24 protein-coding genes and 1 riboswitch are annotated in these 21753 nt (G+C 55.3%); of the genes, 1 reads left to right on the forward strand and 23 read right to left on the reverse strand.

What is annotated here, in order from left to right:
• Positions 1-3 precede the first annotated feature (3 nt).
• From HMPREF0573_RS08310 to pyrR, 17 genes are all read right to left on the reverse strand, one after another.
• Positions 4-267 carry a phosphoribosyl-ATP diphosphatase gene (locus tag HMPREF0573_RS08310; RefSeq protein WP_004006804.1) on the reverse strand — a complete coding sequence of 88 codons (264 nt, stop codon included), beginning with the start codon at positions 265-267 and terminating at the stop codon, positions 4-6.
• A gap of 98 nt (positions 268-365) precedes the next feature.
• The gene (locus tag HMPREF0573_RS08315; protein WP_013189553.1) at positions 366-1481 is read right to left on the reverse strand and encodes an ABC transporter substrate-binding protein; all 1116 of its coding nucleotides are present in this window, start codon (positions 1479-1481) and stop codon (positions 366-368) included.
• Positions 1482-1510: 29 nt separating this feature from the next.
• Positions 1511-2314, reverse strand: coding sequence for an ABC transporter permease (locus HMPREF0573_RS08320; RefSeq protein ID WP_013189554.1), 804 nt, complete (start codon positions 2312-2314; stop codon positions 1511-1513).
• Between the two features lie 99 nt (positions 2315-2413).
• Positions 2414-2536, reverse strand: a riboswitch (FMN riboswitch).
• Between the two features lie 48 nt (positions 2537-2584).
• Positions 2585-3247 carry a ribulose-phosphate 3-epimerase gene (rpe, locus tag HMPREF0573_RS08325; RefSeq protein WP_004006801.1) on the reverse strand — a complete coding sequence of 221 codons (663 nt, stop codon included), beginning with the start codon at positions 3245-3247 and terminating at the stop codon, positions 2585-2587.
• Between the two features lie 19 nt (positions 3248-3266).
• The gene (locus tag HMPREF0573_RS08330; RefSeq protein WP_041798066.1) at positions 3267-4838 is read right to left on the reverse strand and encodes an RsmB/NOP family class I SAM-dependent RNA methyltransferase; all 1572 of its coding nucleotides are present in this window, start codon (positions 4836-4838) and stop codon (positions 3267-3269) included.
• Entirely contained in the window at positions 4835-5800 is a 966-nt protein-coding gene (gene fmt, locus HMPREF0573_RS08335) for a methionyl-tRNA formyltransferase (RefSeq protein ID WP_013189556.1), read from the reverse strand. Before fmt ends, HMPREF0573_RS08330 begins: the two co-directional genes overlap by 4 nt.
• Before the next feature lie 52 nt (positions 5801-5852).
• Positions 5853-7904 carry a primosomal protein N' family DNA-binding protein gene (locus HMPREF0573_RS08340; protein WP_013189557.1) on the reverse strand — a complete coding sequence of 684 codons (2052 nt, stop codon included), beginning with the start codon at positions 7902-7904 and terminating at the stop codon, positions 5853-5855.
• 97 nt (positions 7905-8001) lie between these two features.
• The gene (metK, locus tag HMPREF0573_RS08345; RefSeq protein WP_004006797.1) at positions 8002-9195 is read right to left on the reverse strand and encodes a methionine adenosyltransferase; all 1194 of its coding nucleotides are present in this window, start codon (positions 9193-9195) and stop codon (positions 8002-8004) included.
• A 9-nt stretch (positions 9196-9204) separates the two neighbouring features.
• The gene (locus HMPREF0573_RS08350; RefSeq protein WP_013189558.1) at positions 9205-9864 is read right to left on the reverse strand and encodes a phosphopantothenoylcysteine decarboxylase domain-containing protein; all 660 of its coding nucleotides are present in this window, start codon (positions 9862-9864) and stop codon (positions 9205-9207) included.
• Positions 9865-9882: 18 nt separating this feature from the next.
• Complete coding sequence (locus HMPREF0573_RS08355) at positions 9883-10470, reverse strand: flavoprotein (RefSeq protein WP_004006795.1); 588 nt, start codon at positions 10468-10470, stop codon at positions 9883-9885.
• Positions 10457-10825, reverse strand: coding sequence for a DNA-directed RNA polymerase subunit omega (rpoZ, locus tag HMPREF0573_RS08360; protein WP_004006794.1), 369 nt, complete (start codon positions 10823-10825; stop codon positions 10457-10459). Before rpoZ ends, HMPREF0573_RS08355 begins: the two co-directional genes overlap by 14 nt.
• 47 nt (positions 10826-10872) lie before the next feature.
• Positions 10873-11445, reverse strand: coding sequence for a guanylate kinase (gmk, locus tag HMPREF0573_RS08365; protein WP_004006793.1), 573 nt, complete (start codon positions 11443-11445; stop codon positions 10873-10875).
• The gene (gene mihF, locus HMPREF0573_RS08370; RefSeq protein WP_004006792.1) at positions 11445-11756 is read right to left on the reverse strand and encodes an integration host factor, actinobacterial type; all 312 of its coding nucleotides are present in this window, start codon (positions 11754-11756) and stop codon (positions 11445-11447) included. The genes gmk and mihF overlap by 1 nt, the downstream gene beginning before the upstream one ends.
• An 84-nt stretch (positions 11757-11840) precedes the next feature.
• Positions 11841-12731 carry an orotidine-5'-phosphate decarboxylase gene (pyrF, locus tag HMPREF0573_RS08375; protein WP_036324813.1) on the reverse strand — a complete coding sequence of 297 codons (891 nt, stop codon included), beginning with the start codon at positions 12729-12731 and terminating at the stop codon, positions 11841-11843.
• Between the two features lie 369 nt (positions 12732-13100).
• A complete protein-coding gene (locus HMPREF0573_RS08380) occupies positions 13101-14411 on the reverse strand; it encodes a dihydroorotase (protein WP_013189559.1) in 1311 nt (436 codons plus the stop codon).
• Positions 14408-15376 carry an aspartate carbamoyltransferase catalytic subunit gene (locus tag HMPREF0573_RS08385; protein ID WP_004006788.1) on the reverse strand — a complete coding sequence of 323 codons (969 nt, stop codon included), beginning with the start codon at positions 15374-15376 and terminating at the stop codon, positions 14408-14410. Before HMPREF0573_RS08385 ends, HMPREF0573_RS08380 begins: the two co-directional genes overlap by 4 nt.
• 5 nt (positions 15377-15381) lie before the next feature.
• The gene (gene pyrR / locus HMPREF0573_RS08390; RefSeq protein ID WP_004006787.1) at positions 15382-15921 is read right to left on the reverse strand and encodes a bifunctional pyr operon transcriptional regulator/uracil phosphoribosyltransferase PyrR; all 540 of its coding nucleotides are present in this window, start codon (positions 15919-15921) and stop codon (positions 15382-15384) included.
• A gap of 213 nt (positions 15922-16134) precedes the next feature.
• On the opposite strand from pyrR, the gene HMPREF0573_RS09990 reads away from it, so the two are divergent.
• Positions 16135-16353 carry a hypothetical protein gene (locus tag HMPREF0573_RS09990; RefSeq protein ID WP_236585885.1) on the forward strand — a complete coding sequence of 73 codons (219 nt, stop codon included), beginning with the start codon at positions 16135-16137 and terminating at the stop codon, positions 16351-16353.
• A gap of 9 nt (positions 16354-16362) precedes the next feature.
• Here HMPREF0573_RS09990 and nusB read toward each other — a convergent pair whose 3' ends face one another.
• The 6 genes from nusB to HMPREF0573_RS08425 all read right to left on the reverse strand — a co-directional run bounded on the left by nusB (position 16363) and on the right by HMPREF0573_RS08425 (position 21695).
• On the reverse strand, positions 16363-16938 hold the full coding sequence (gene nusB, locus HMPREF0573_RS08400; protein ID WP_041798069.1) for a transcription antitermination factor NusB: 576 nt from the start codon (positions 16936-16938) through the stop codon (positions 16363-16365).
• 71 nt (positions 16939-17009) lie between these two features.
• Positions 17010-17573 (reverse strand): elongation factor P, encoded by a 564-nt coding sequence (gene efp, locus HMPREF0573_RS08405; RefSeq protein ID WP_004006784.1) that lies wholly within the window; start codon positions 17571-17573, stop codon positions 17010-17012.
• 71 nt (positions 17574-17644) lie between these two features.
• The gene (locus HMPREF0573_RS08410) at positions 17645-18091 is read right to left on the reverse strand and encodes a hypothetical protein (protein ID WP_236585886.1); all 447 of its coding nucleotides are present in this window, start codon (positions 18089-18091) and stop codon (positions 17645-17647) included.
• On the reverse strand, positions 18088-19698 hold the full coding sequence (gene aroB, locus HMPREF0573_RS08415) for a 3-dehydroquinate synthase (RefSeq protein ID WP_013189562.1): 1611 nt from the start codon (positions 19696-19698) through the stop codon (positions 18088-18090). The genes HMPREF0573_RS08410 and aroB overlap by 4 nt, the downstream gene beginning before the upstream one ends.
• Positions 19695-20972 carry a chorismate synthase gene (gene aroC, locus HMPREF0573_RS08420; protein WP_013189563.1) on the reverse strand — a complete coding sequence of 426 codons (1278 nt, stop codon included), beginning with the start codon at positions 20970-20972 and terminating at the stop codon, positions 19695-19697. Before aroC ends, aroB begins: the two co-directional genes overlap by 4 nt.
• 39 nt (positions 20973-21011) lie before the next feature.
• Entirely contained in the window at positions 21012-21695 is a 684-nt protein-coding gene (locus HMPREF0573_RS08425; protein ID WP_004010657.1) for a prepilin peptidase, read from the reverse strand.
• Between the last annotated feature and the right edge of the window lie 58 nt (positions 21696-21753).

Consider the following 21753-nt stretch of genomic DNA (forward strand, 5'->3'; position numbering starts at 1 on the left):
GTCCTACATATGTTGATAGATGTCTTGGGGAGTAAACCCTTTCGCCACCATCATGACCTGCAAATGATAAATGAGCTGTGAGATTTCAATCTGGGCGGCTTCATCCGATTCATATTCGCACGCCATCCACACTTCGGCAGCTTCTTCTACAATCTTTTTGCCAATCCCGTGGACCCCCCTGTCTAGCTCCTCAACCGTGCGGGATCCCTCCGGACGTTCGTTCTTTCGGCTTTCGATAATCTCATACAGTTCTTCGAAGTTATTCACGTTTAAAGATTATGCAATGGCAGAAGTTTTCCCAAATATCAATATGACAGAATTAAATATGGGTGTATGCCATCCGGATCCTCCGAGGTTCCCCGCATCTATTTCGTGGCTGAAGAATGGGCCTGCAGCGACTGCCACGGTCGGGCAATTTTTTCTAAACCTGCCTGGTCCAGAGAACTGAGGTCGACTTTTTTATCCAACGCTCCGATTTCATCTAACAGGGCTATCATGTCCTTGAATTTTTGCGGGTCGGGAGCGGCAGCGCGACCAGGGTCAGCCGGGTCGTAGCCAGGCATTTGCTCCAGCTCCAGCGTCGCCTGATTGACTTTCTTGGCAGCCTGCAAGGAAGCAGCGGTGTTAAGCGTTTGGTCATACTTTTTTGTGTATTCCACCGCTTTCTCTGGATTTTGCTGGATACTGTTGACGGCTTGCGCCATAGCGTTGATGACGCCCTCATTCACAGAATCTTGGGTTTTACAGTTTTCGCCGGTCGTCACCACGGCAGCACCGACTAACGGCAGATTTGGCGGCAGCGGAATCTCGGTCACTGCGAGCCCTGCCAACTGGAACTGGACCAGGTCATTATTGGAAAATCCGACCACCGCATCAACTTTTCCGGTGGCCATTTGAGTCTGTTGGGTATATCCGATTTCCGAAATTTTCACGTCATCCAGACTCAAACCCGCCTGCTGTAAACCTGCCTGGAAACCAAACCAGCTCGAGCCGAAGCGACCCGGTACGCCTACGGTTTTTCCTTTCAAATCCGCCCAAGAGGTAATCCCCGATTGCTTGGTGGCGATAACTTCCACCGGATATTTTTGGTAGAGGATACCCGTGACGCACAAATCCATACCGGCGGATATCGCCTGTACCGCTTCGTCAGCAAACGCCACCACGTAGTCCTCTTTGTGGGACAAAAGGGCGTTGAACAGTCCCTCATCAGCACCGTGGTGACGCAGGTTAACGGGCTGCTGGCGGACTCCCCCACCACCGTCCCAACGGAACAGCCGGTCTTGGGCTGCCACATAGAACGGCGCAAACTGTACATTGGGGATATAAGTCAAACCGATTGTGACCGCCCGGTTCGCCCCGGCAGGACTACCGGCAGACCTCGCGGAACTTCCCTTTTCCGCAGTGGAACCGGCAGCACAACCCGCGAGGAGTACGGCACTCATCGCCAACCCTGCTAGGGACTTGATGAAACGATGTGACATTTTCTCGTGAACCTTTCTTAGAGACACAGCTAAACTGCGTTTACAGTTTTGGAATGACGCTCCAGGCGATATACCCCCAGGTAAATTAGCGCGGCGACGGTGCAAATCATGATTAAACTCACGAACATGCCCGGTGTATCCACGTTGTGTGACTGCAGAGTAATCAGGGTGCCCATACCATGCCCACCGATGACCATCTCACCCACCACTGCCCCGGTGATAGACAGGGTCACACCGTTACGGATGCCCCCCAGTAAAGACGGCAATACCAGGGGAATCTCCATGTATCGCAACAAGTCCCAAGTTCCGGCACCATCGAGTTTGGCAGCTTCTAAAATGCTGGCGTTCAGGTGATGCAAACCCACAGTGGTAGAAACCAAAATGGGGAAAAACACCATCAACGCGCACAACATCGCGATGGCGAGACGCGGAGTCGGCAGCCAAATCAACAGCAGCGGCGCCAGAGCTACTGCCGGAACCGCTTGGGAAGCTCCCAAAAACGGCTGGACTGCCGCGTTCAGGAGTCGCAGATGATGAATCGCAAAAGAAAGCGGCACGCTCACTATCAATCCCAAAACGGTTCCGCCCGCCGCTGCCAGCAAGGTGTTTCCCAGGCAAACCCAAAAAGTTTTCCCGCTCAACAGCTCCACACCGGAGCTAACTACATCGCTGGGACGCGGCAAAATAAAGGTCGGAATGTTTCCAGAACTCGTCGCGAGGAACCAGACTGCCACAATGAGCAACGCTAAAGAAAGCGGGGCAATGACATTGAGCGGTCGAAATCCCGAGACGGCATGAAACGTTGGCGTTGCCCGGTTCTGACTCATCGACATCTTCACCCCTTTCGGTGCAGCACCTCATTGGACAGCCCAGGGCAAAGAAAGATGAACGCTGACCAACGCCTGAGTAAGCAAACCCAGGCACGGTGAAACGCACGGCTCTTCCCATCCGGACTATAACCGTCGGTATCGGAATTTCACCGATTCAACTCGTGCAAGCACGAGGTCGCGGACTTTAACCGCCGGTGCTGAATCACACAGCCCCCAGAGCTATCTACAGTATAGCCCCTCAGCGAGGCGCTGCGGTCAAATTTCCGGAGGAGGCTAATGGGTATGGTCGGTTGCACCAATGGTGCGCAACGTGGCGATAGCCTGTTCGGGGTTGCGCTTGAACACATAGGACCCTGCCACCACCACATTTGCTCCGGCTTGCAGCACAAGAGGCAAGGTATCATCGTTAATTCCCCCGTCAACTTCAATGTCGAGGGGCAAGCGGGCGTCTTCGGCATATGCGCGCAGCTGGCGAATCTTGGGAAGAACCTCAGGGATAAACTTTTGCCCCCCAAAGCCCGGCTCCACACTCATGACTGTCACTTGGTCAAAGCGTCCCAAAATATCTTTAATGGCGCTGGCAGGGGTCGCTGGATTCAACGCAATGCCAACTTTGGCGCCCAAGCTGTGCAGTACGTCTGCGGTTCGTATCGGGGCACGGGAGGCTTCCAGGTGGAAACAGACGATTGCGCAGCCAGCCTTGGCATATTCCAAGGACCAACGGTCTGGATTTTCAATCATCAGGTGGGCATCAACCGGCAGTCTGGTGGAGTTTAACACCGCCGTGGCGGTGGGCAGTCCCCACGTCAGGTTGGGCACAAAGTGATTGTCCATAATATCGAGATGAACCCCATCAGCGCTTTTAATGTCTTGCAACGCTTTGGCAAAATGCATCTGGTCACAGTTCAGCACGGAGGGATAAATCTTAAGGCTCATATCAAATCCATTCTTTCTTCTATTGTCTGATTTCGAGGTCTGTTTCGGACTGTTTTGGTGCGATTGCCTCTTCTGTAGGGGACTTTTTCTGTATCAACGCCAGGAACATGGCATCGGTACCGTCTCGGTCAGGCCACAGCTGCAGGTACGGTCCCGGACCAAGGTCATGTTCCGAGTTGACGATAATCTCACGCGCTACCGCGGGGGCATCGAGGACTCGCAAATCCGCGCGATTTTTCACTGTGGTTTCTACCACCTGGCGGGTCTCAGCCAGATGCGGGCTACAAGTCGCGTATCCCACCACACCCCCAGGCTTGACAGTTTCCAATGCGGAACGCAGCAGATCCTGCTGTAGGGCGGTCAAATCCTTTAAATCGGTGGCGGATTTGTTCCACCGGGCTTCCGGCCGACGCCGCAGCGACCCTAAGCCCGAACATGGTGCATCCACCAGAACCCGGTCGGCCTTGCCGGGATGAAGTCCCCCGAAATCGCGACCGTCGCCTTGTAATACCTGCACGATTTGGTCTGTAAATGCTTTCGTAGAGTCTCGCACCAATTCAGCCCGGTGCGGCGAAACCTCATTAGCAATGACAGAAACGTCACGTGAGCGCGCCAGCCCCGCCAGCAGTGCCGTTTTCCCGCCCGGACCAGCACATAAATCGACCCAGGTCCGCTCCACCCCCGTCACGGGTGCTGCTGCCAAGACTTTGGCAACCAGCTGCGAGCCTTCGTCCTCAACCCCGGCGAGACCACGCTCCACCGCACGCAGCCGCCGCGGGTCGCCTCCAGACAGCACCACTGCGCAATCCGAGAGCTCACCCAAACGTGTGTCTGCATCGAGATAAGTTTCGGCAGCGGTCGCCAGCTCATCTGCACTAATCAACCCTGGTCGGGCGCACAGGGTCACGTAGGCAGGACGATTTTGGGCGTGCAAAAGTCCCGGTAGCTCACCGGCATCACGACCCGTGGCGACCAGGGCATCGCGCAGCGCCCACACAATCCATTCCGGATAGGAAAACGCTCGACTCAGGGCTTTTTCTCCGGTCAGTCCCGAAGTGATGGCATCGAGCCAATAGGACAGGTCATGTTCCGTAACCTTGCGCAACACCGCATTTACCATTCCTGCCGGACCGGCAGATAAACGGTCGCGTGCCAGGTCAACCATGGTGTCTACCGCGGCATAATCTTCCACTCGCATCTGGAGGATCTGATGAATCCCCATCCGCAACACCGTCACTAACTCCGAATCCAAAGCTGCGATGTCTCGGTCACTCAGCAGCCCGATGATAGCGTCGTAGCGTCCTTGTAAACGCAGGGTGCCATACACCAGCTCGGTGGCAAAAGCCGCGTCACGTCGATGCAACCGTGCTCGTTCAATCAGACCGGGCAAAACCAAGTTTGCGTAAGCATGGTCTTGGTCTACCCGGCGCAAGGCTTGGAATGCGACGTCACGAGCGGGGTCGCGCCGGGTTTTACTGCGATAGGCGTAACCGGTGCGGGAGTTACGGAAATTTCGTCCCGTGCCCGTGGATTTTGCAGGGTTGCGCGGTGTACGCGGCTTACCTCCAGAAGATGTCCCGGGATGCTTCACTCTTGTCCCCCCATCGAGTGCGAAGGTTCAAATTTCGCACCGCTTTCCAGGTGGGCTCCACGCGCCCACGCGTCAGCTGGCATAGGTTTTTTTCCGGCGGGAGCCACCGCGCCTAAACAAACAGGGGCGGAACCGGTGCCAACCCACACCTCGTGACGAGTGGTAAAAATCTGACCGGGTTCCAGAGACGGGATAGGCATCGTTACGGGCGGATTTACTTCCAGTACACCCAATTTCATGCGGGAACCCTGCCACATCGTCCAGGCTCCCGGAGAAGGCATAAATCCTTTAATCTGGCAGGCAATCGTGTCATCTGCAGCGGACCAGTCAATTTCACCTTCTGCTGGCTGCAACGGCGACGCATAAGTGATGCCGATGTCGGATTGCGGTTCCGGCGCAACGCCTCGCGCAATCATGGATAGCGCTTGTTCCAGCGGTTTGACGCTGAGTTCGGCAAGTTCTTGCAATACGTCTCCCGCCGTAGCTTGCTCCGGCACCGTATAAGAACAGGTCGCATAAATGGGACCAGTGTCCAAAGCCTGTTCCAGTTGAAATACCGTCACTCCAGTTTCAGTATCCCCCGCTTGCAAAGCGCGCTGCACCGGGGCGGCACCCCGCCAGCGTGGCAACAGTGAAAAATGGATATTAATCCACCCAAACTGAGGAATCTCTAAAATGTCAGCCGGCAGAATCGCCCCGTAAGCCACGACGATGCCCAAATCAGGCTGGAGGTCACGCAAAAATGTGGCAGCTTCTGCATTATTCTTTAGAGTTTTAGGCTGATAAAGCATCAGGTCATGCTGAGTCGCGTAACTGGATACCGCTGACGGAGCCATTTTCCGCCCTCGTCCGGAGGGCGCATCCGGGCGTGACAACACCGCCACCAGGTCGTGTGCAGATTGCTCAAGGTATTCCAACACGGGAAGGGCAACTGGGGGGGAACCGGCAAAAACAATACGCATGCAATCTATCCTATCTAAGTTCAACTGGGGTTTTTCGAGGAGCTGACACTACTTATCCGATTTGACCGGCAGGATCGGGAGGATCCACCACGATACGCAAACCGCTACTACCGGATTTACGTTCGCGCGCATTTTGGAGTTCCACCGCGCGCAATGCCCGCCCAAATTCTTGGCTATCACGCAGCGACACTGACACAAAAGCGGTGCTGAGTGCGGGATTATCACGTGCGGGAACCGGACCAAATACCATGATTTCGGGGAAATCCTGGCGCAAAAATGCCAACACTTCACTCAGTGATGACCCTTGCAGCAAAGCCGTGCGCCACGCGGGGGCAAAGTGACCCGCTTCGCGTTCCCGCAAGTCATGGGCAGCAAAACTCCAGGGATCCCAACGTACCAGGGCTTGTTCCAGACGCGAATCAATCCGGTTGGTCACCAAAATACGCCCTTCTGGTTTTACCAAGGATCCGGCTGCTAAAAATTGCCGCATGAGTTCTTGGGCAGTCCACAACGCGGTCCGATTAGCCCACATGTGAGCCCGCAGGATAACCGCAGCTTCGTATCCCCCCGTGGCGAAAGGTTCACCGCCTGGATAGGCTATGACCAGGCGCGAGGCTCCATCTACGAGACCAATTCGTCCTTTTCCGGGACGCGAAACCAACACCGGCACCCCCGAAAAAGCCCGCCCAATATCATCAATCACGGTACGTGACTGCAGGTGGCGACCGCGCAGTTTCGTGCTGGCACAGCGCAAACAGGCATAGTGTGCGGGGACATTACCACAGCGGGTGCAGACCAGGCGGGAACCCTCAAAGGTCAACGGTCCAGCACACACTTCACACACAGCATTAGCACCGCAGTTTGCGCAACTCACGACCGAAAACGCTCCATCGGGGGGAATCAGCAGTAAAACCGGTCCGGACTGCAGACCCCGGCGAACCAAACGCAAAGCGGCATTCGGTAGGAGCATTGCCCCCGTCATCCCTTCTGCCAACTGAGCATCCTCGCTGAGGAATTCAAATCGTCCCGTGCATTGGCGCAAGACCTCGCGATTGGGAGCCAACCCGCGAGCAAAGTGACGGGTCACGAGCTGCAAATCCCCTGCGTTGACTGAATAATGCGCCAACACTAAGGCTATGCCACAGAGCTGAGAACGCATCAGCAGGACTTGTCGGGCAGAAAAGTTCGGGAACATGTCCGAGCTAAGGGACCAAGCCAAATCATCCCAGAGAAAAAACAAACCGGGGCGCGCCAACGGTAAGAACACCGCACCGCGGGTGCCGACCACCACTGCGGCAGTCCCGAAACGCGAACGCAAAAATGTTTCATAGGAAGCTGCAGTGGGAATTTCTGAGGTGTAGAGCACCACTTGATCCGAGTCGGCGAAGTAGTCACGCAAATACAGATATGCCTCGTCGGCTTGTTCTACCGTAGGCATCACTATCAGGGATTGCTCCCCGTTCGACCATGCCGCCGACACTAACTCAGCGATAGGCTGAAATCGCGACGATGGCTGGAAATGCGAATTATTCCCCAGTGGCAACGCGCTGACCACAGCACGAGGGTGGCGTCCCTGACACAAGTCAGAGAAAAACTCGACGCCACCTGCGTAGCGTGCCCAAGTTGTTTGTTCTGGTGGTGGCACGGTGACTGGAATCGGGTCCAGCTCGGAAGGGGCGGTAGAAAAGTCCTGTTCTACCTTGACTCGCCGCTCCGGCAGGGCGTAACGCAATAGGGCGGAAGGTCCCGTCCCGTAGTACAGAGAGACATTTTCCAGCAGTTCCAGAGTGGGGATGTCCAACAAGGGCAGGTCACCCAAAGTCCGTTCGATTTCCCGCAGCGGTTTTTGCCAATCGGTACTATCCTTGCGTTCCACGATGACCCCGGTGTAGCGTTTCGCCCCCACTTTCACTTTCACCAGCACCCCTGGAACCGCCACAGCATCAAGTTTCGCAGGAATCAGGAAGTCAAGAGGATGAGACAAAGCAGGAGCAAACGTATTGAGCAGAACTGCTGCCACAGGCTTTTCCACACCGTCGACCCGCACCTCCCGAGGTTCGGGAGGTGCGAAATCGTCCAGCGGCAAAATCGGTTCAGAAAACACGACTTAATTACAGCTCATACCCCGGAGACGAAAATCTAACAGTTGTCATTTCATCCCGATAGTCAGGGCAAAACCCTGCCCTGCCCCGCAGTCGGCTTCACTGAAAATAATCCTTGAGAGCCTGCGCTCGATTGGTCTCTTCCCAGCTGAAACCGTCTCGTCCGAAATGTCCATAGTTGCTGGTGTAGCGGAAAATCGGACGAGTCAAATCCAAATCTCGAATGATGGCCGCAGGTCGCAAATCGAAGGTCTCACGAATCGCCGCTGCCAGTTCCTCATCCGACACGACTCCGGTCCCGAAGGTTTCCACCGACAGAGACACCGGATTGGCTCGACCAATGGCATACGCGATTTGGATCTCGCAACGCTTCGCCAGACCTGCCGCCACGATGTTCTTGGTTATCCAACGCAGGGCGTAAGACGCAGAACGGTCGACCTTTGAAGCGTCCTTGCCAGAAAACGCTCCTCCCCCGTGACGTGCCATGCCCCCGTAGGTATCGACGATAATCTTGCGACCGGTCAAACCGGAGTCTGCAGCAGGTCCGCCGATAATGAACTGTCCCGAGGGGTTCACCAAAATTTCCGCGTTTTTCGTGTCCAATTCGATATTCAACTGGTCGAGCACCGGACGAATCACCTCCGCTTCGACCATGGCATGGAGCTCAGCCTGGGTGCGATCTGGAGCATGTTGGGTGGATACCACGACGGTCGACAGGGCACGTGGCACCCCGTCCTCGTACTCAATAGAGACCTGAGTTTTGCCGTCGGGACGTAATCCGGATACAATTCCTTCTTTGCGCACCTGAGCCAGGCGTTGGGAAAGTTTATGTGCCAACCATATCGGCATGGGCATCAAATCCGGGGTTTCATCACAGGCATAGCCGAACATGATGCCTTGATCCCCGGCACCCTGCTCGTCCAGAGGATCGTAGGCTTCCGGACGCTGACGCACTTCCAGAGAATGACTGACGCCCGCTTCGATGTCTGGCGATTGCTGCCCCAGAGACACCATCACGCCACAGCTGCGTCCATCGAAACCAATATCCGAGGACGTGTATCCAATCTGGGCGATTTCGTGGCGCACAATGTGGGGAATCTCCACGTAGGCCTCAGTCGTCACCTCACCCATAACATGCACCAGTCCGGTCGTAACGAACGTTTCTACCGCAACGTGCGCCGCCGGATCTTGTTCCAAAATAGCGTCCAGGATTGAGTCGGCAATCCGGTCACAAACCTTATCGGGATGTCCTTCAGTGACAGATTCAGATGTGAAAGTTACTTTTTTACTCATAAATTAATTCTAGTGACTTTGTGAGATTTCTCCAGCTAGCCGCAACATAGCTTGTGCCACCTCAAATTTCGTGCCGCTGGCTTGACCTCGTTCGTTTCCTTGGGAATCAAAAAATATCAAAGTGTTGGTCGCGGTCGCAAAGCCGTGACCGTCCCCTACACGATTAACACACAGCAGGTCAGCGCCCTTATCCAGAGCTTTCTTACGACCGTTCTCCCGTACCTGTGCTTCGCTGCCGGCCAACGCCCCAAATCCGACAATGGTCTGTCCTTCGCGCCGCTGTCGAATCAGGTTCAGAAGGACGTCTGGGGTACGTTCCAGTTCCAAGGTAGGGATTGTTGCGTCGTGGCGGGAAATTTTTCCGGCAACACGAATCGGGCGAAAGTCAGCTACTGCGGCGCACATGACCACCAAGTCTGCCTGCGGCAAGAAGGCGGTCATATGGTGCAGCATATCCTCAGCGGTAGGCGCGTCCACAACCGTCACTCCGTGAGGAATCAACGCAGCTTCCACATTGGCAGCCACGAGAGTGACCGCTGCGCCAGCCTCAAGGGCAGCCCGAGCCACTTCGCAACCCTGGCGCCCGGTGGAACGATTCCCTAAAAAACGCACCTCGTCCCAAGGCTCGCGGGTTCCCCCCGCGGAAACCACTACAGAACAAAAACTCATGGGGCGACCTTGTGAAAACTAATTATTTGAACCGGGGACACTCACACCTAGCTGTGTCAGAACCTCATCACAGATGACTTCAGGTTCACTCAAACGTCCCATGCCATAAGTGTTGTCAGCCAGCTTACCGGTTCCGGGACCGATAAAATGCCAGCCCCAATCACGCAGCACCGCAGCGTTTTCCTGTGTTGCCGGGTTCTCCCACATCGTAGGATGCATAGATGGCGCGATGAGACGTGGGCAATTTACCGCGAGAGCGACCAGCGTGAGAAACTCGTCTGCCATGCCTACGCGGAACCGCGCCATCAAATCGGCAGAAGCCCCCACCGTTAGGAACAGGTCAGTTTGCCTGGCCAGAGTAATGTGGGTGATGAAGTCCGGAGTCTGAAATACGTTGGTGTGAATGGGGTGATTACTTAGGGATTCCCAAGTCGCTTTTCCCACAAAATTGAGGGAATCGACCGTGGGACAAACCCACACATCAACGCCGGCAGCAATGAGATTGCGCAGCACCTCGATGGCTTTGAAAGCAGCCACGGAGGCACCCACCCCCAAAATGACGGTTTTTTCAGGAGCGTCGGGGGCGCTGCTATCAGGCGTCGTCATCTTTCGCCAGCCCCTCGGGGAAAGATGCTGCCAAGGCTGCCAGCGGATCCACCGGTGCCGGCGTGTCTTCCTCAGGAGTTTCTTCCTCGGGCTCATCGCCCTTCAGCTCCATGTCCAACATGCCCTGGGCGATTTCGTGCATCGCGATGGACAGTGGCTTTTCTCGCGGACCGTGTTCAACCAGCGGACCGATAGTATCCAACAAACCAGCTTCCAGCTGCTGATTGTACGTGTTAATCTGGCGTGCGCGAGCCGCCGCGAAAGCCACCAAAGCGTACTTGGAATCAACGTTTTCCAACAGGTCATCAATAGGCGGGTCGGTAATGCCCTCGGGGCGGGCGACGGTTCCGGTCATAAAAGTTTCCCCTCAATAGTGAATTTGGTTTCTTCAGCCCAGCTATCCTAGCGCAAACCCATAATTTTAGCCAGTTGCGCGGTGGTGGCGGGCACTTCGTCGTTGACCACAATCTCATCAAATTCCGTGGCGGCAGCCAGTTCCGTGCGCGCCGTATTAAGACGCAGGAGCTGTTCTTCGGAAGATTCCGTACCGCGACCTTGCAGACGACGCACCAGCTCTTCCCAAGACGGGGGTTTGAGGAAAATGGTATGAGCATCCGGGCGTTTCGCTTTCACCTGCCGGGCTCCTGCCAAATCGATTTCCAACAGAACCGGTTTGCCCTGACGCAATGCCTCATCGACCGGGTCTGCGGGAGTACCGTAATAATTCTTGCCGTGGACTCGTGCCCACTCGAGCAGACCCCCGGATTCAATAAGCTGCTCAAATTGGGGATTCGTCATAAAGAAATAGGACTGTCCGTCCACTTCCCCCGGTCGAGGGTCACGAGTGGTGGCAGAGACAGAAAGATAAAACTCACCCGGAAAAGTCGCACAAAGCGAACCTACCACTGTTCCTTTTCCAACAGCGGTAGGTCCGCTAAGTATGAACAGCCGGGCAGCGGAGCCGGCAGCGACCATCAGCCGAAACGCTTGATAAGTTCGGCAGTCTGGTGGGGTCCCAGACCACGAATGCGACGAGCGGGGGAAATCCCGATTTCTTCCATTGCCAAAGCGGCAGTTTTAGCGCCAACCCGAGGCAGCGACTCCAGCAAGGACTGAACTTTCATCTTTGCTAGGGCTTCGTCCTTTTCGGCAGCCTTAAGGATTTGCGATAGCGTCTTTTTGCGGTTCTTTAAATCAGCTTTAATCTCAGCACGGTGTTTACGCGCCGCAGCCGCTTTCTTCAAAGCTTCTGCGCGCTGTTCAGCGGTAAGTGGAGGAAGTGCCATTTGCTAAACTCCTGTTTTCTGACTTCTTTGTGAACGCGAATTGGTCAATGACCAACTCTATTGAGCATTCTATACAGGATTGCTTCACGAAATTAGGGATTTAAGGGAATCTAAATTTTCTTTGAAGGCTGCCTGCAGCGCGCTCGGTTCCGGACCGCAGCGTAAAATTCCGCGAGAACTCGAAACAATAATCCGTTCAGTGGCCTTTCCAAAGACTGTGGCGATACTTTCAGTGTTTCCACCCTGGGCTCCAAAACCAGGAACCAGCAGGGGCGCATTAGCGGCATCTAGCAAAGGCTCTAGACCGCGCATCCGCTCCCCTACAGTAGCTCCAACCACCATGCCCACGTGACCCCAGTGTCCCGCTTGTGCCGCCACGTGATTCTCCGCACCCACACGTTGCATAATGTCCGCAGCCAGGGAAGATACCGGCTGTCCGCCCGCATTCATAATCATCGCTGATTGGACGGGAGCAGACTCTGGGTTTGAAGTTAACGCGAGCACAAAAGTCCCTTTTCCGTTCTGTTTTGCCAAGTCCAGCGCGGGACGCAGCGACTCAAATCCCAAGAAAGGACTCAACGTCATCGCGTCCGCTTCCAACGGTCCTTCTGACAGATACGCCCTTGCGTAAGCACTCATAGTAGAACCAATGTCACCGCGCTTCACATCCGCAATACTGATTGCCCCGACATCATGAATCGCCCGCAATGTCGCGGTGAGCGCAGAGATTCCAGAAGTGCCGTATTCCTCGAACAGCGCCGACTGCGGTTTAAAGAATCCACACAAATCACCCAGCGCGTCTATCACGCGCATGGCGAAATCCCAGACGCCGGCCCCGCTGCGTGGCAATCCCCAAGCATCCAGCAGCTCCGGATGAGGATCAATGCCCACACACAGGGGACCCTGGTTCGCAATGGTTTCCAAGCAGCGTTTCCCGAAGGGTTTAACAGGATTAGTTTCCGGCGCAGCGCTCATAGCTTCCCTTTCGCAGTTAGTGTCAAGAATCTGCTCGAGCAACTACGCTCGAACGTCTTGAAAAGTTATTTTATGCCTTACCGGGGTTCCGGGTAACAAACTTTTCCATTTTCAGTTCACGTTTCCCCAAAAGATTGCCTGCGACGGTCCACTCTTTAATTTATTTGGTGGCGCAAAGTATTTGGAATCGGAATCGCGCGTTGAAACTCGAGCTCCTTCGCGTCGCTCATTAAAAGCAACTTCGAAGGCTTTGCCCACTTAGACAAAGCCTTCGAAGTCGATTTAGTTCAGATATAACCCGGCGACACAGACCGGGTATAACCGCGCAGATTGCTACCCAGATTGGGCAGTTCCGTCACGGTCATACTTTCAGCGCTGGTCGAGCGGGATAGCCGTGGCATCCATAATCGTGAACTCGCCCTTCCACATGGTGTACCGCGCCTGACCGGGCAGCTCCATGCCCAGGTAGGGTGTGTTTGTGGACAGGGAATGCTGGGAGTTCAGGTCAATAGTGCGGCGTGTGGAGGGATCCCACAAGGTCAGGTTCGCCGGTTTACCGGTGACGATGCCCTGACCCTGTTCTTTGACTCGCCCGATGTGTGCCGGCGCGGTGGACATGACTCGTGCCACGTCCTCCCACGTGAACTTGCCAGTATCGACCATGACTTTCTGGACCACCGGCAGAGCGGTTTCCAAACCAATCATGCCGCAAGCCCCAGCTTGCCACTCACAGTCCTTATCTTCCAGAGGATGTGGCGCGTGGTCGGTGCCGATGCAGTCGATAGTGCCGTCCAGCAGACCTGCCACCACGGCTTCGGTGTCCGCAGAGGTGCGCAGCGGCGGGTTGACCTTGTAGCGCGGGTCGTAAGTTTGCGCCTTATCTTCGGTCAGCAAGATATGGTGCGGGGTGGCTTCGGCAGTCACGGCAATGCCGCGGCTCTTGGCCCAACGCACAATGTCAACCGAACCTGCGGTAGACACGTGACAAATGTGGACTCGTGAACCCACGTGAGAAGCCAACTGAATATCACGCAAGATAATGGCTTCTTCCGCCACCGCCGGCCATCCAGGCATACCCATTTCCGCTGACAGCGGAGACTCGTTCATCTGGGCGCCTTCGGTCAGACGCGGATCCTGGGCGTGCTGCGCGACTACACCGTCAAAGGTTTTCACGTATTCCAGAGCACGACGCATCAGCACTGGGTCAGAAACGCATTTACCATCATCAGAAAACACCGTGACGTGCGCATCCGAACGGTTCATAGACCCCAAGTCAGCCAGGTGTTCGCCTTGCAGACCGGCGGAAACGGCGCCAACTGGGCACACCTGCACCCAGCCCGCCAGGTTCCCCAAGTGGACAACCTGCTCGACGATACCGGCGTTGTCCTGAACCGGGGTCGTGTTAGCCATCGCGTGAACACAGGTGTAACCGCCATAAGCAGCTGAGAGGGTCCCCGACGCTACTGTTTCCGCGTCTTCGCCACCGGGTTCGCGCAGGTGAGTGTGCATATCAACCAGACCGGGCAGAGCCACTAAGCCGTTGGCATCAATGGTGGTAGCGCCAGCCGAAACTGCATCCGCCGCGTTGACCCCTACCCCTGCAAAAATGCCGTCTTTGACAGCAATGTCAGCCCCTTTGCCGTTCGGCAGGGTTACGTTTTTAATCAAGTATTCCTTCACAGCAGGCCTCCTTCCGGCGCAAGCAAAAGGTAGAGGGCAGCCATCCGGACGCTCACGCCGTTTCCAACTTGTTCAACAATGACAGACTTTGCGGAATCTGCGGCTTGGGCGCAGATTTCCACCCCACGGTTCATCGGACCGGGGTGCATGATTACCGTGTGTTCCGGCAGGTTAGCGAAACGGACATTATTCAAACCGTAAGCGCGGTGATATTCGACCACGGAGGGGAAATAACCGCCACCGGCAGAGCTCATACGCTCGCGTTGTACCCGCAGCATCATGACCGCGTCAGGGTCAGTTGCCAAAGCCGCATCCAAGTCGTAGTTCACATCACATTTCCAATTTTCCACTCCGACCGGCATCAGGGTCGGCGGACCAACCAGGGTCACGTGGGCACCCAAAGTTGACATCAGGTCCACATTGGAACGGGCCACGCGAGAGTGCAGGATGTCGCCCACGATCACCACGTTGGCTCCATTGAGGTCTTTGCCCGCCAAGTCACCGCCGCTCAAACCGAGGTAGTGGCGGCGCAGTGTCATCGCGTCGAGCAGAGCCTGGGTAGGGTGCTGGTGTTCACCATCACCAGCGTTAAGCACCGGCACGTCAGACCACCCAGCGTTAGCCAAACGGTAAGCCGCTCCGGAGGAGGAATGACGGATTACGATACCGTCAACCCGCATGGCCTGCAGGGTCAAAGCCGTGTCTTTCAAAGACTCGCCTTTGGCTACTGAGGAGCCTTTCGCGGAAAAGTTGATGACGTCCGCGCTGAGACGCTTGGCAGCGGTTTCAAAAGAAATCCGGGTGCGGGTGGAGTTCTCAAAAAAGAGGTTGACCACGGTTTTGCCGCGCAGGGTCGGCAGTTTTTTTACCTTTTGAGCCTGGGTCATCGCCATAGCTTCGGCAGTATCCAAAATTTTCAGGACATCTTCGTGGCTCAAATCAGCCGCAGAGAGCAAATGTCGCATAGTCTTTATTCCTTCCCGTCTGCAATAATCACGGCGTCTTCGCCGTCACTGTCTTGAAGTTTTACGAGTATCTGTTCCGCGCGTGACGTGGGCAGATTCTTGCCGATGTAGTCGGCGCGAATCGGAAGTTCACGGTGACCGCGGTCCACCAGCACGGCTAACTGCACCTGGGCAGGTCGACCGTGGTCATTCAAAGCATCGAGCGCAGCCCGGATGGTTCGTCCGGAATAAAGCACATCGTCGACCAGGATGACCGTCTTGCCGTCAATGCCGCCCTTGGGCATCACAGTGGGCTTCGGGACTCGTATCGGTTGACGGGAAAGATCATCGCGGTACAGAGTGATGTCCAAGGTGCCAACCGGGACGTCTGTATCGGGATTATTTTCCTTTAAAAAAGACCCCAACCGATTGGCTAAATCAACGCCACGGGTGGGGATTCCTAACAGAACGACATCTTCAAGACCTTGGTTTTTCTCCATTATCTCGAAGGCCAGTCGTTTCAGCGAACGGGCAATGTCAGCACTGCCCAACACTGTTTTTTCCATATTTTTCCTTTCTGCCTCACAGGGCAAAATTAAAGGTTTTATAGCGACTCAATAGTACACGTTTTTTCTGTCACCTCCGAATCTCACGCCATGACGCCGAAAAATGGGTCAGTTATGGTGTCTCTGCACGCAACAGACACACCACCGCCCACAAATCTCAACATCGGGCGTTTTCAGGCTAAACTCGGGGAATTAATCGCCGATAATAGGGTTATGGACGAGAAACGCGAGCTATTAATGCAGCTTCTTTTTGGCAACGAGGACAAGCCGGGATTGAGTAACGAGGTCACCCAACCAGACAACTCACCAGAGGCTGCGGCTCGTTTCCAAAAGTGGGCAAAAGCACAACAGAAAGCCCAAACCATCAACGAGACTTTGGAGAACTCGGAAAAATCCGCGGACATCTTGCGTGAAATGATGAATCGAGACTAACTGCGGACTCTATTCCAGGCTGTCTAAGTCAATCTGTTCCAAAACACCGCCCGCCGCTGCGGTCTTGGCGACGGTATCGAAGCTCTGAGGTACCGAGGACTCAAGTTTGGCAATTGCCTCACCACTCAAAGTTTGGTCAGTCTCAGTATTGCTCAACGTATCCCTCATGTCGTCGATGGCGCCCAGCAAACCGTTAATAAATTTCGGCGATTCGTCAGTCGATCGTTCCTCTGCGATTTGCATCGCCGCGGTGATAGCGACCGGTCCAGTAACATCAGGATTGAACAAGATTTCCCAAGCCGCGACCCGCATAATCGCCAGGTCGACCTCCGGCATCCGATGCAAAGGCCAGGCTTTTGAGTACGTAGCTAGAGCTGCGTCAATCCGCTCCAAATGCTCCGCCACGCCTTCCAATATTTCCACGGCATACGCCGGTAATGGAGTTTGGGCGGTAGTCTCGTCTTGACGCAGCTGAGACAGAGAAAATATGCCTTCAGGAGTGTCCCAGCCCCGCACGTGCGCCTCATACAGCACGTCAACGGCACGTACCCGCTCCCGCGTGCGTCGCGGCAATTTATGTCCCACGGTCTCATCCCCTCGCGAAAATGCGTAACGCGAGCCGGAAGCCTGCGCCCCGGCTCGCGTCCACGACAGTATTAATCAGTGACCCGCGAAATGTAGTCGCCAGAGCGGGTATCAACCTTCACTTTGTCACCGATATTCAAGAACAGCGGTACCTGAATGTCGTATCCCGTCTCTAGGGTGGCAGGCTTGGTGCCCGCATTGGAGCGGTCACCTTGCAGACCGGGTTCCGTATGCGAAATCTCAAGCACGACCGAAGCGGGCAACTCGATAAACAAAACGTTGCCTTCGTTGAAAGCCAGGATGCATTTCTGGTTTTCCAACAGGAAGTGTGCGGCATCCCCAACGATTTCAGGGGTGACGTTGACCATTTCGAAGGTCTTTTCGTCCATGAATACGTAATCGGTGCCGTCGTTGTATGAGTAGGTCATGTCGCGACGATCCACGGTCGCGGTTTCAATCTTTAGTCCCGCGTTAAAGGTCCGGTCAACGATTTTGCCCGAAAGGATGTTCTTAATCTTGGTGCGCACGAAAGCCGGTCCTTTACCGGGCTTTACATGTTGGAATTCGACAACCTGCCACAACTGGTTGTCAATCTTCATCACCAAGCCGTTTTTCAAATCATTAGTCGTTGCCACGTTTCATCCTTTACAGTCTTAACAGTTAGCAAAATCAGCTCAAACAGTCTACCGAAAAAGCAGACCACTGGCTAACTATAGCCGTTTGTAGTAATAACTTTCAACAGGCGGTGCGCCAATTCTGTGAAAGTACCGTCCACGTCGACCGTGTGGTCAGCGTGCGCCATGAGTTGCTCGCGACGGCTTTTGGCTAAGCGACGATAGGCTGCGCGCCAAGGCAAGCCGTTGGGGTCACGGAGATTCTCCGGGTTCATCGCGTGCCACGAGTCCTCCCATGGCAGATCCAGGAAAAAGACCGGATTCCCGGCGTGCCGAAAGTCCTCTACCCGGTCAGTTGCCCCGCTCTCGAGCACGTCAGAGGGCAGCACGAACACGGCGGGAGCGCAGTGCGGCGACCAGGAACCGAAGTCCTCTGCACCTATTACGGGCAGCCCGAGGTTCGGCGAAATTGCCTGTGCCAACTCCTGCAGGCGAGCTCCCGGCAGAGACACTAAAGCTAGCGAACAGCGTCGACTCACAGGGGAATTCCTGTCAGTTCAGCCGCCTTGACCAGGGCTTGGGAATCAGCCACCGGAACGACCACGGGTTTGCCCCAATCTTCCAGCAGGACAAACCGCAACTGCCCGCCACGAACTTTTTTATCGGTGAACATGACGGGTAATAGTTCCGCAAAAGTGTGGTCGGTATAGGTGGTGGGCAGACCGACAGCTTCCAGCTGCTCACGCAGGCGCGCAGACAAGTCTTTTGAACCTAAACCCAGCACCGTGGCGAGGTTTGCCGCAAACACCATCCCAATAGACACTGCTAGACCATGGGGGAAACGGTAGTCCTCTACCCGTTCTATGGCGTGCGCCAAAGTATGACCGTAATTCAGGTGTTCCCGCTGGCCTGATTCATATAAATCGGCAGATACCACGTCGGCTTTTACCGTGACAGCCAGCCGAATAATTTCGCGAAGCGAAGGGGAATCGGGATCCAGCAGCGCCGGCGCATTATCCCGAGCAATGTCTAGAATCTGTTGGTCGCGGATAAACCCACACTTCAGAGCCTCCGCTAAGCCTTCTCGCAGATGCTGGGGAGAGAGCGTCCGCAAAGTCGTGAAATCCACCGCCACCCCGATGGGAGGATAAAACGCTCCCACCAAATTCTTCCCGGTACTCCAATCAATACCAGTCTTGCCTCCAACTGCGGCATCAACCATCGCCAGCAGGGTGGTCGGCACCGTGATGAGGTCAATGCCGCGTAGCCAGGTCGCAGCCGCGAAACCACCCAAATCAGTAGTGGCTCCTCCGCCCAGGGCAACCACTAAATCGCGGCGTTCCAGACCGGCACTGGCAGCTGCTTCCCATACTTCAGAAAGCACCGGAAGCTGCTTAGCAGCCTCTCCGTCAGGCAACACTTTCACGGTGACGTGTTTGCCCAACGAATCTAGGTGCAGCGCTAAACTGTTTGCTGCCGATGCGACCGGAGGCGCGCTCAACACCAAAACTTTTTTCGTGTGAGCCTTCATCAAGTCGGTCACCTGAGAATTTAAATCTCGCCCGAAACTGACGGCATAGGGTTGGCTCGGAGTAGACACCCAGAGACGACCTGCCAGAGTTTCTTCCTGCGTGATAATGGCATTTGCTATTTCGCCACTTTTGCGCTGCGCGTCGATGACCACCGAAGCGATGCTTTCATAAATATCTCTTCGTTCCCAATACAGCTCATGCATCCGTTTCCGCAAATCGCCTGCCAGCAAAGGACGGACTTGGGTGCCTTTATGTGATCCAGGACGCCCGGCACGTCCCCCCCGACGGTCCACCAGAAAGTCTGGATCCGCTTTCAGATAGTAGACAGTGTGTCCATGCAGCAACTCACGGGTCGGGACATAGGTTGGGGCACCACCTCCCAGGGAAACAATCTGTGCTGGTCCGCGCAGAACATCCCGTACCACCGCATATTCGAGGGCGCGAAAGCCTTCCTCCCCAAGTTCTTTAAAAATCCAAGGAATAGCTTTGCCGAAACGCCGCTCAATTTCTAAATCGGTATCAACCCAGGTGGCGTGCAACATTTGAGCCAACAGCCTGGCAGTTTTGGTCTTACCGGAGGTTGGTAATCCCATCAAAACAATCTTGCGAGTCATGAAAATGTGTTCCTTTGGGTGACTTCGTCCAAATAAGCCCATAAGTTTCGCGAACACTCCGCTACCGAATCCCCGCCAGTTTTTTCCAACAGAGCATCAGCCAGCACCAGGGCAACTTCGGCCTGCGCGATGACCGCCGCCGGTACCACGGCGGTTGTATCCGAACGCTGGTGTAACCCGGTTGCAGGGCTGCCATCTGCCACATCCAGGGTGGGTAGGGCGTGGGGCACTGTAGAGATAGGTTTCACCGCAGCAGAGACCACAATCGGATTGCCGTTGGACATTCCGCCTTCGATGCCACCTGCCAGGTTACTGGGGCGCACTATCATGCCCAAGCCGGTGTTTGCCTCAGCGGGCTGGTCACCACGGTAGAGAGGGTCGTGAGCTTTGCTGCCCGGCAGGGAGGCTTGCAGGAAAGCAGCACCAATTTCTACCCCTTTTACAGCTTGCATAGAAACCAAGGCAGCGGCGAGACGCGCATCCAGCCGGCGGTCGCGGCTCACGTGAGAGCCTAAACCGACCGGCACCCCGTAAGCAATGACCTGAATCACTCCTCCTAAAGTGTCACCCGTATGCTGCGCTTGGTCGATAGCCTGCACCATCTGTTCAGACGTATGCGGATCCAAGCAGCGCACCGGGTCACGATCCAGATAATCCACATCTTCTGGTCGAGGCACCGGGGCACGCAGAGAAACCGAAACCGGTCCCAGGGACGTGACATGAGACACTATACGAATACCTGCGACCTGATCCAGAAATGCTTGCGCAAAAGCCCCCAACGCCACCCGGGCAGCGGTTTCGCGAGCCGAAGAACGTTCCAACACATTACGGGCATCAGTGAAGCCGTACTTCATCATGCCTGCAAAATCAGCATGTCCCGGCCGCGGTTTCGTAAGTTTCTGGTTCCGTGCCACCTCACGCACGTCGCCTCGCCCCGCGTCCCGAAGCAGCGCCCGACGAGGCACCGGGTCCGGGCTCATGACAGTCTGCCATCTGGGCCATTCTGTGTTCTTAATTTCTACAGCTACCGGAGAACCCAACGTTTTTCCGTGACGCAACCCCGACAGGATGGTCACCACGTCCTGCTCAAACTTTTGGCGCGCTCCCCTGCCGTATCCCCTTCTCCGTTGTTCCAGGGCTTTGGTCAGGGTATCAGTGGTGATTTCAATGCCCGCAGGTAACCCGCTGAGCACAGCGACCAGGGCAGCTCCGTGCGATTCCCCCGCAGTGACACATTCCAGCATGAGTTCATCTTGCCACATTTCGCAAAACATCCCGAACCGGATGCCCCGCCCTCGTGATAGCAACCCCAGCTAGATACCGTCCAATATCGAAGGGAGATACACGACCCACGTAATGAACGCACCCGTGATGAGCCAGGGACCAAAAGCAATGTCATTGTCTAAATCGAGCTTCTTGCTGATGATGAGAATTAGGGCAAACACTCCGGCTAAAAAGGATGCCAACAGCAGCATGACCAGGGGTGCAAACCAATCATAAAGACCTAACCAGGCACTGAGTAGCGCTCCGAGTTTGACGTCTCCCATCCCTAAACCGAAATGCGTGGCGAAAGCCAGAACCAACCCCATAGCCAAAGACAGACCCCAGACCCGTGCCAGCGCCTCCGGGTCATGCAGGATTATGGCGACAATACTCAACAGAGGCAGAAGCATAGCCGCTCCCAATCCCAGCAACCGGTTCGGCAGCAGCCGATAGCGGGCGTCAGTCAGGAATAACGCACAGAACGGAGCGGTACTCAAATACACCGGTAGCGTAAGCAACAGATGCGTGCAACACATGTCGTTTGAAAAGTATTCCAGAATGAGCCACTGGGCGACGTTAATTAATACCGTAACAAAGGTGAGGCACAGTGAAAACGGTAGGTAATGCAAATCTGGCAGTTCGAGATGGCGTTGACGCAGGATTTTGGTGGTCAGTGCGCCCACCACAAAACCCCAAATTCCGCTAAAAATCCATGTCAAAACGTGCCAGAGCATCGGTCCTCTCTCTCGTTACTGCGCTGTAACTGCATAGGGAGCCTGCAAATCATGAGAC

The organism is Mobiluncus curtisii ATCC 43063, assembly GCF_000196535.1.
GTDB lineage: Bacteria > Actinomycetota > Actinomycetes > Actinomycetales > Actinomycetaceae > Mobiluncus > Mobiluncus curtisii.

Coding starts and splice junctions, on each gene's coding strand:
- mihF (WP_004006792.1), bottom strand. CDS start 11,756: ATGGCACTTCCTCCACTTACCGCTGAACAGCGCGCAGAAGCTTTGAAG.
- pyrR (WP_004006787.1), bottom strand. CDS start 15,921: ATGGAAAAAACAGTGTTGGGCAGTGCTGACATTGCCCGTTCGCTGAAA.
- HMPREF0573_RS08355 (WP_004006795.1), bottom strand. CDS start 10,470: ATGACGACGCCTGATAGCAGCGCCCCCGACGCTCCTGAAAAAACCGTC.
- HMPREF0573_RS08320 (WP_013189554.1), bottom strand. CDS start 2,314: ATGTCGATGAGTCAGAACCGGGCAACGCCAACGTTTCATGCCGTCTCG.
- HMPREF0573_RS08350 (WP_013189558.1), bottom strand. CDS start 9,864: ATGAGTTTTTGTTCTGTAGTGGTTTCCGCGGGGGGAACCCGCGAGCCT.
- metK (WP_004006797.1), bottom strand. CDS start 9,195: ATGAGTAAAAAAGTAACTTTCACATCTGAATCTGTCACTGAAGGACAT.
- pyrF (WP_036324813.1), bottom strand. CDS start 12,731: ATGAGCGCTGCGCCGGAAACTAATCCTGTTAAACCCTTCGGGAAACGC.
- HMPREF0573_RS08425 (WP_004010657.1), bottom strand. CDS start 21,695: ATGCTCTGGCACGTTTTGACATGGATTTTTAGCGGAATTTGGGGTTTT.
- HMPREF0573_RS08385 (WP_004006788.1), bottom strand. CDS start 15,376: ATGCGACATTTGCTCTCTGCGGCTGATTTGAGCCACGAAGATGTCCTG.
- fmt (WP_013189556.1), bottom strand. CDS start 5,800: ATGCGTATTGTTTTTGCCGGTTCCCCCCCAGTTGCCCTTCCCGTGTTG.
- gmk (WP_004006793.1), bottom strand. CDS start 11,445: ATGGTCGCTGCCGGCTCCGCTGCCCGGCTGTTCATACTTAGCGGACCT.
- rpe (WP_004006801.1), bottom strand. CDS start 3,247: ATGAGCCTTAAGATTTATCCCTCCGTGCTGAACTGTGACCAGATGCAT.
- aroC (WP_013189563.1), bottom strand. CDS start 20,972: ATGTTTTGCGAAATGTGGCAAGATGAACTCATGCTGGAATGTGTCACT.
- HMPREF0573_RS08315 (WP_013189553.1), bottom strand. CDS start 1,481: ATGTCACATCGTTTCATCAAGTCCCTAGCAGGGTTGGCGATGAGTGCC.
- rpoZ (WP_004006794.1), bottom strand. CDS start 10,825: ATGACCGGAACCGTCGCCCGCCCCGAGGGCATTACCGACCCGCCTATT.
- HMPREF0573_RS09990 (WP_236585885.1), top strand. CDS start 16,135: ATGGACGAGAAACGCGAGCTATTAATGCAGCTTCTTTTTGGCAACGAG.
- aroB (WP_013189562.1), bottom strand. CDS start 19,698: ATGACTCGCAAGATTGTTTTGATGGGATTACCAACCTCCGGTAAGACC.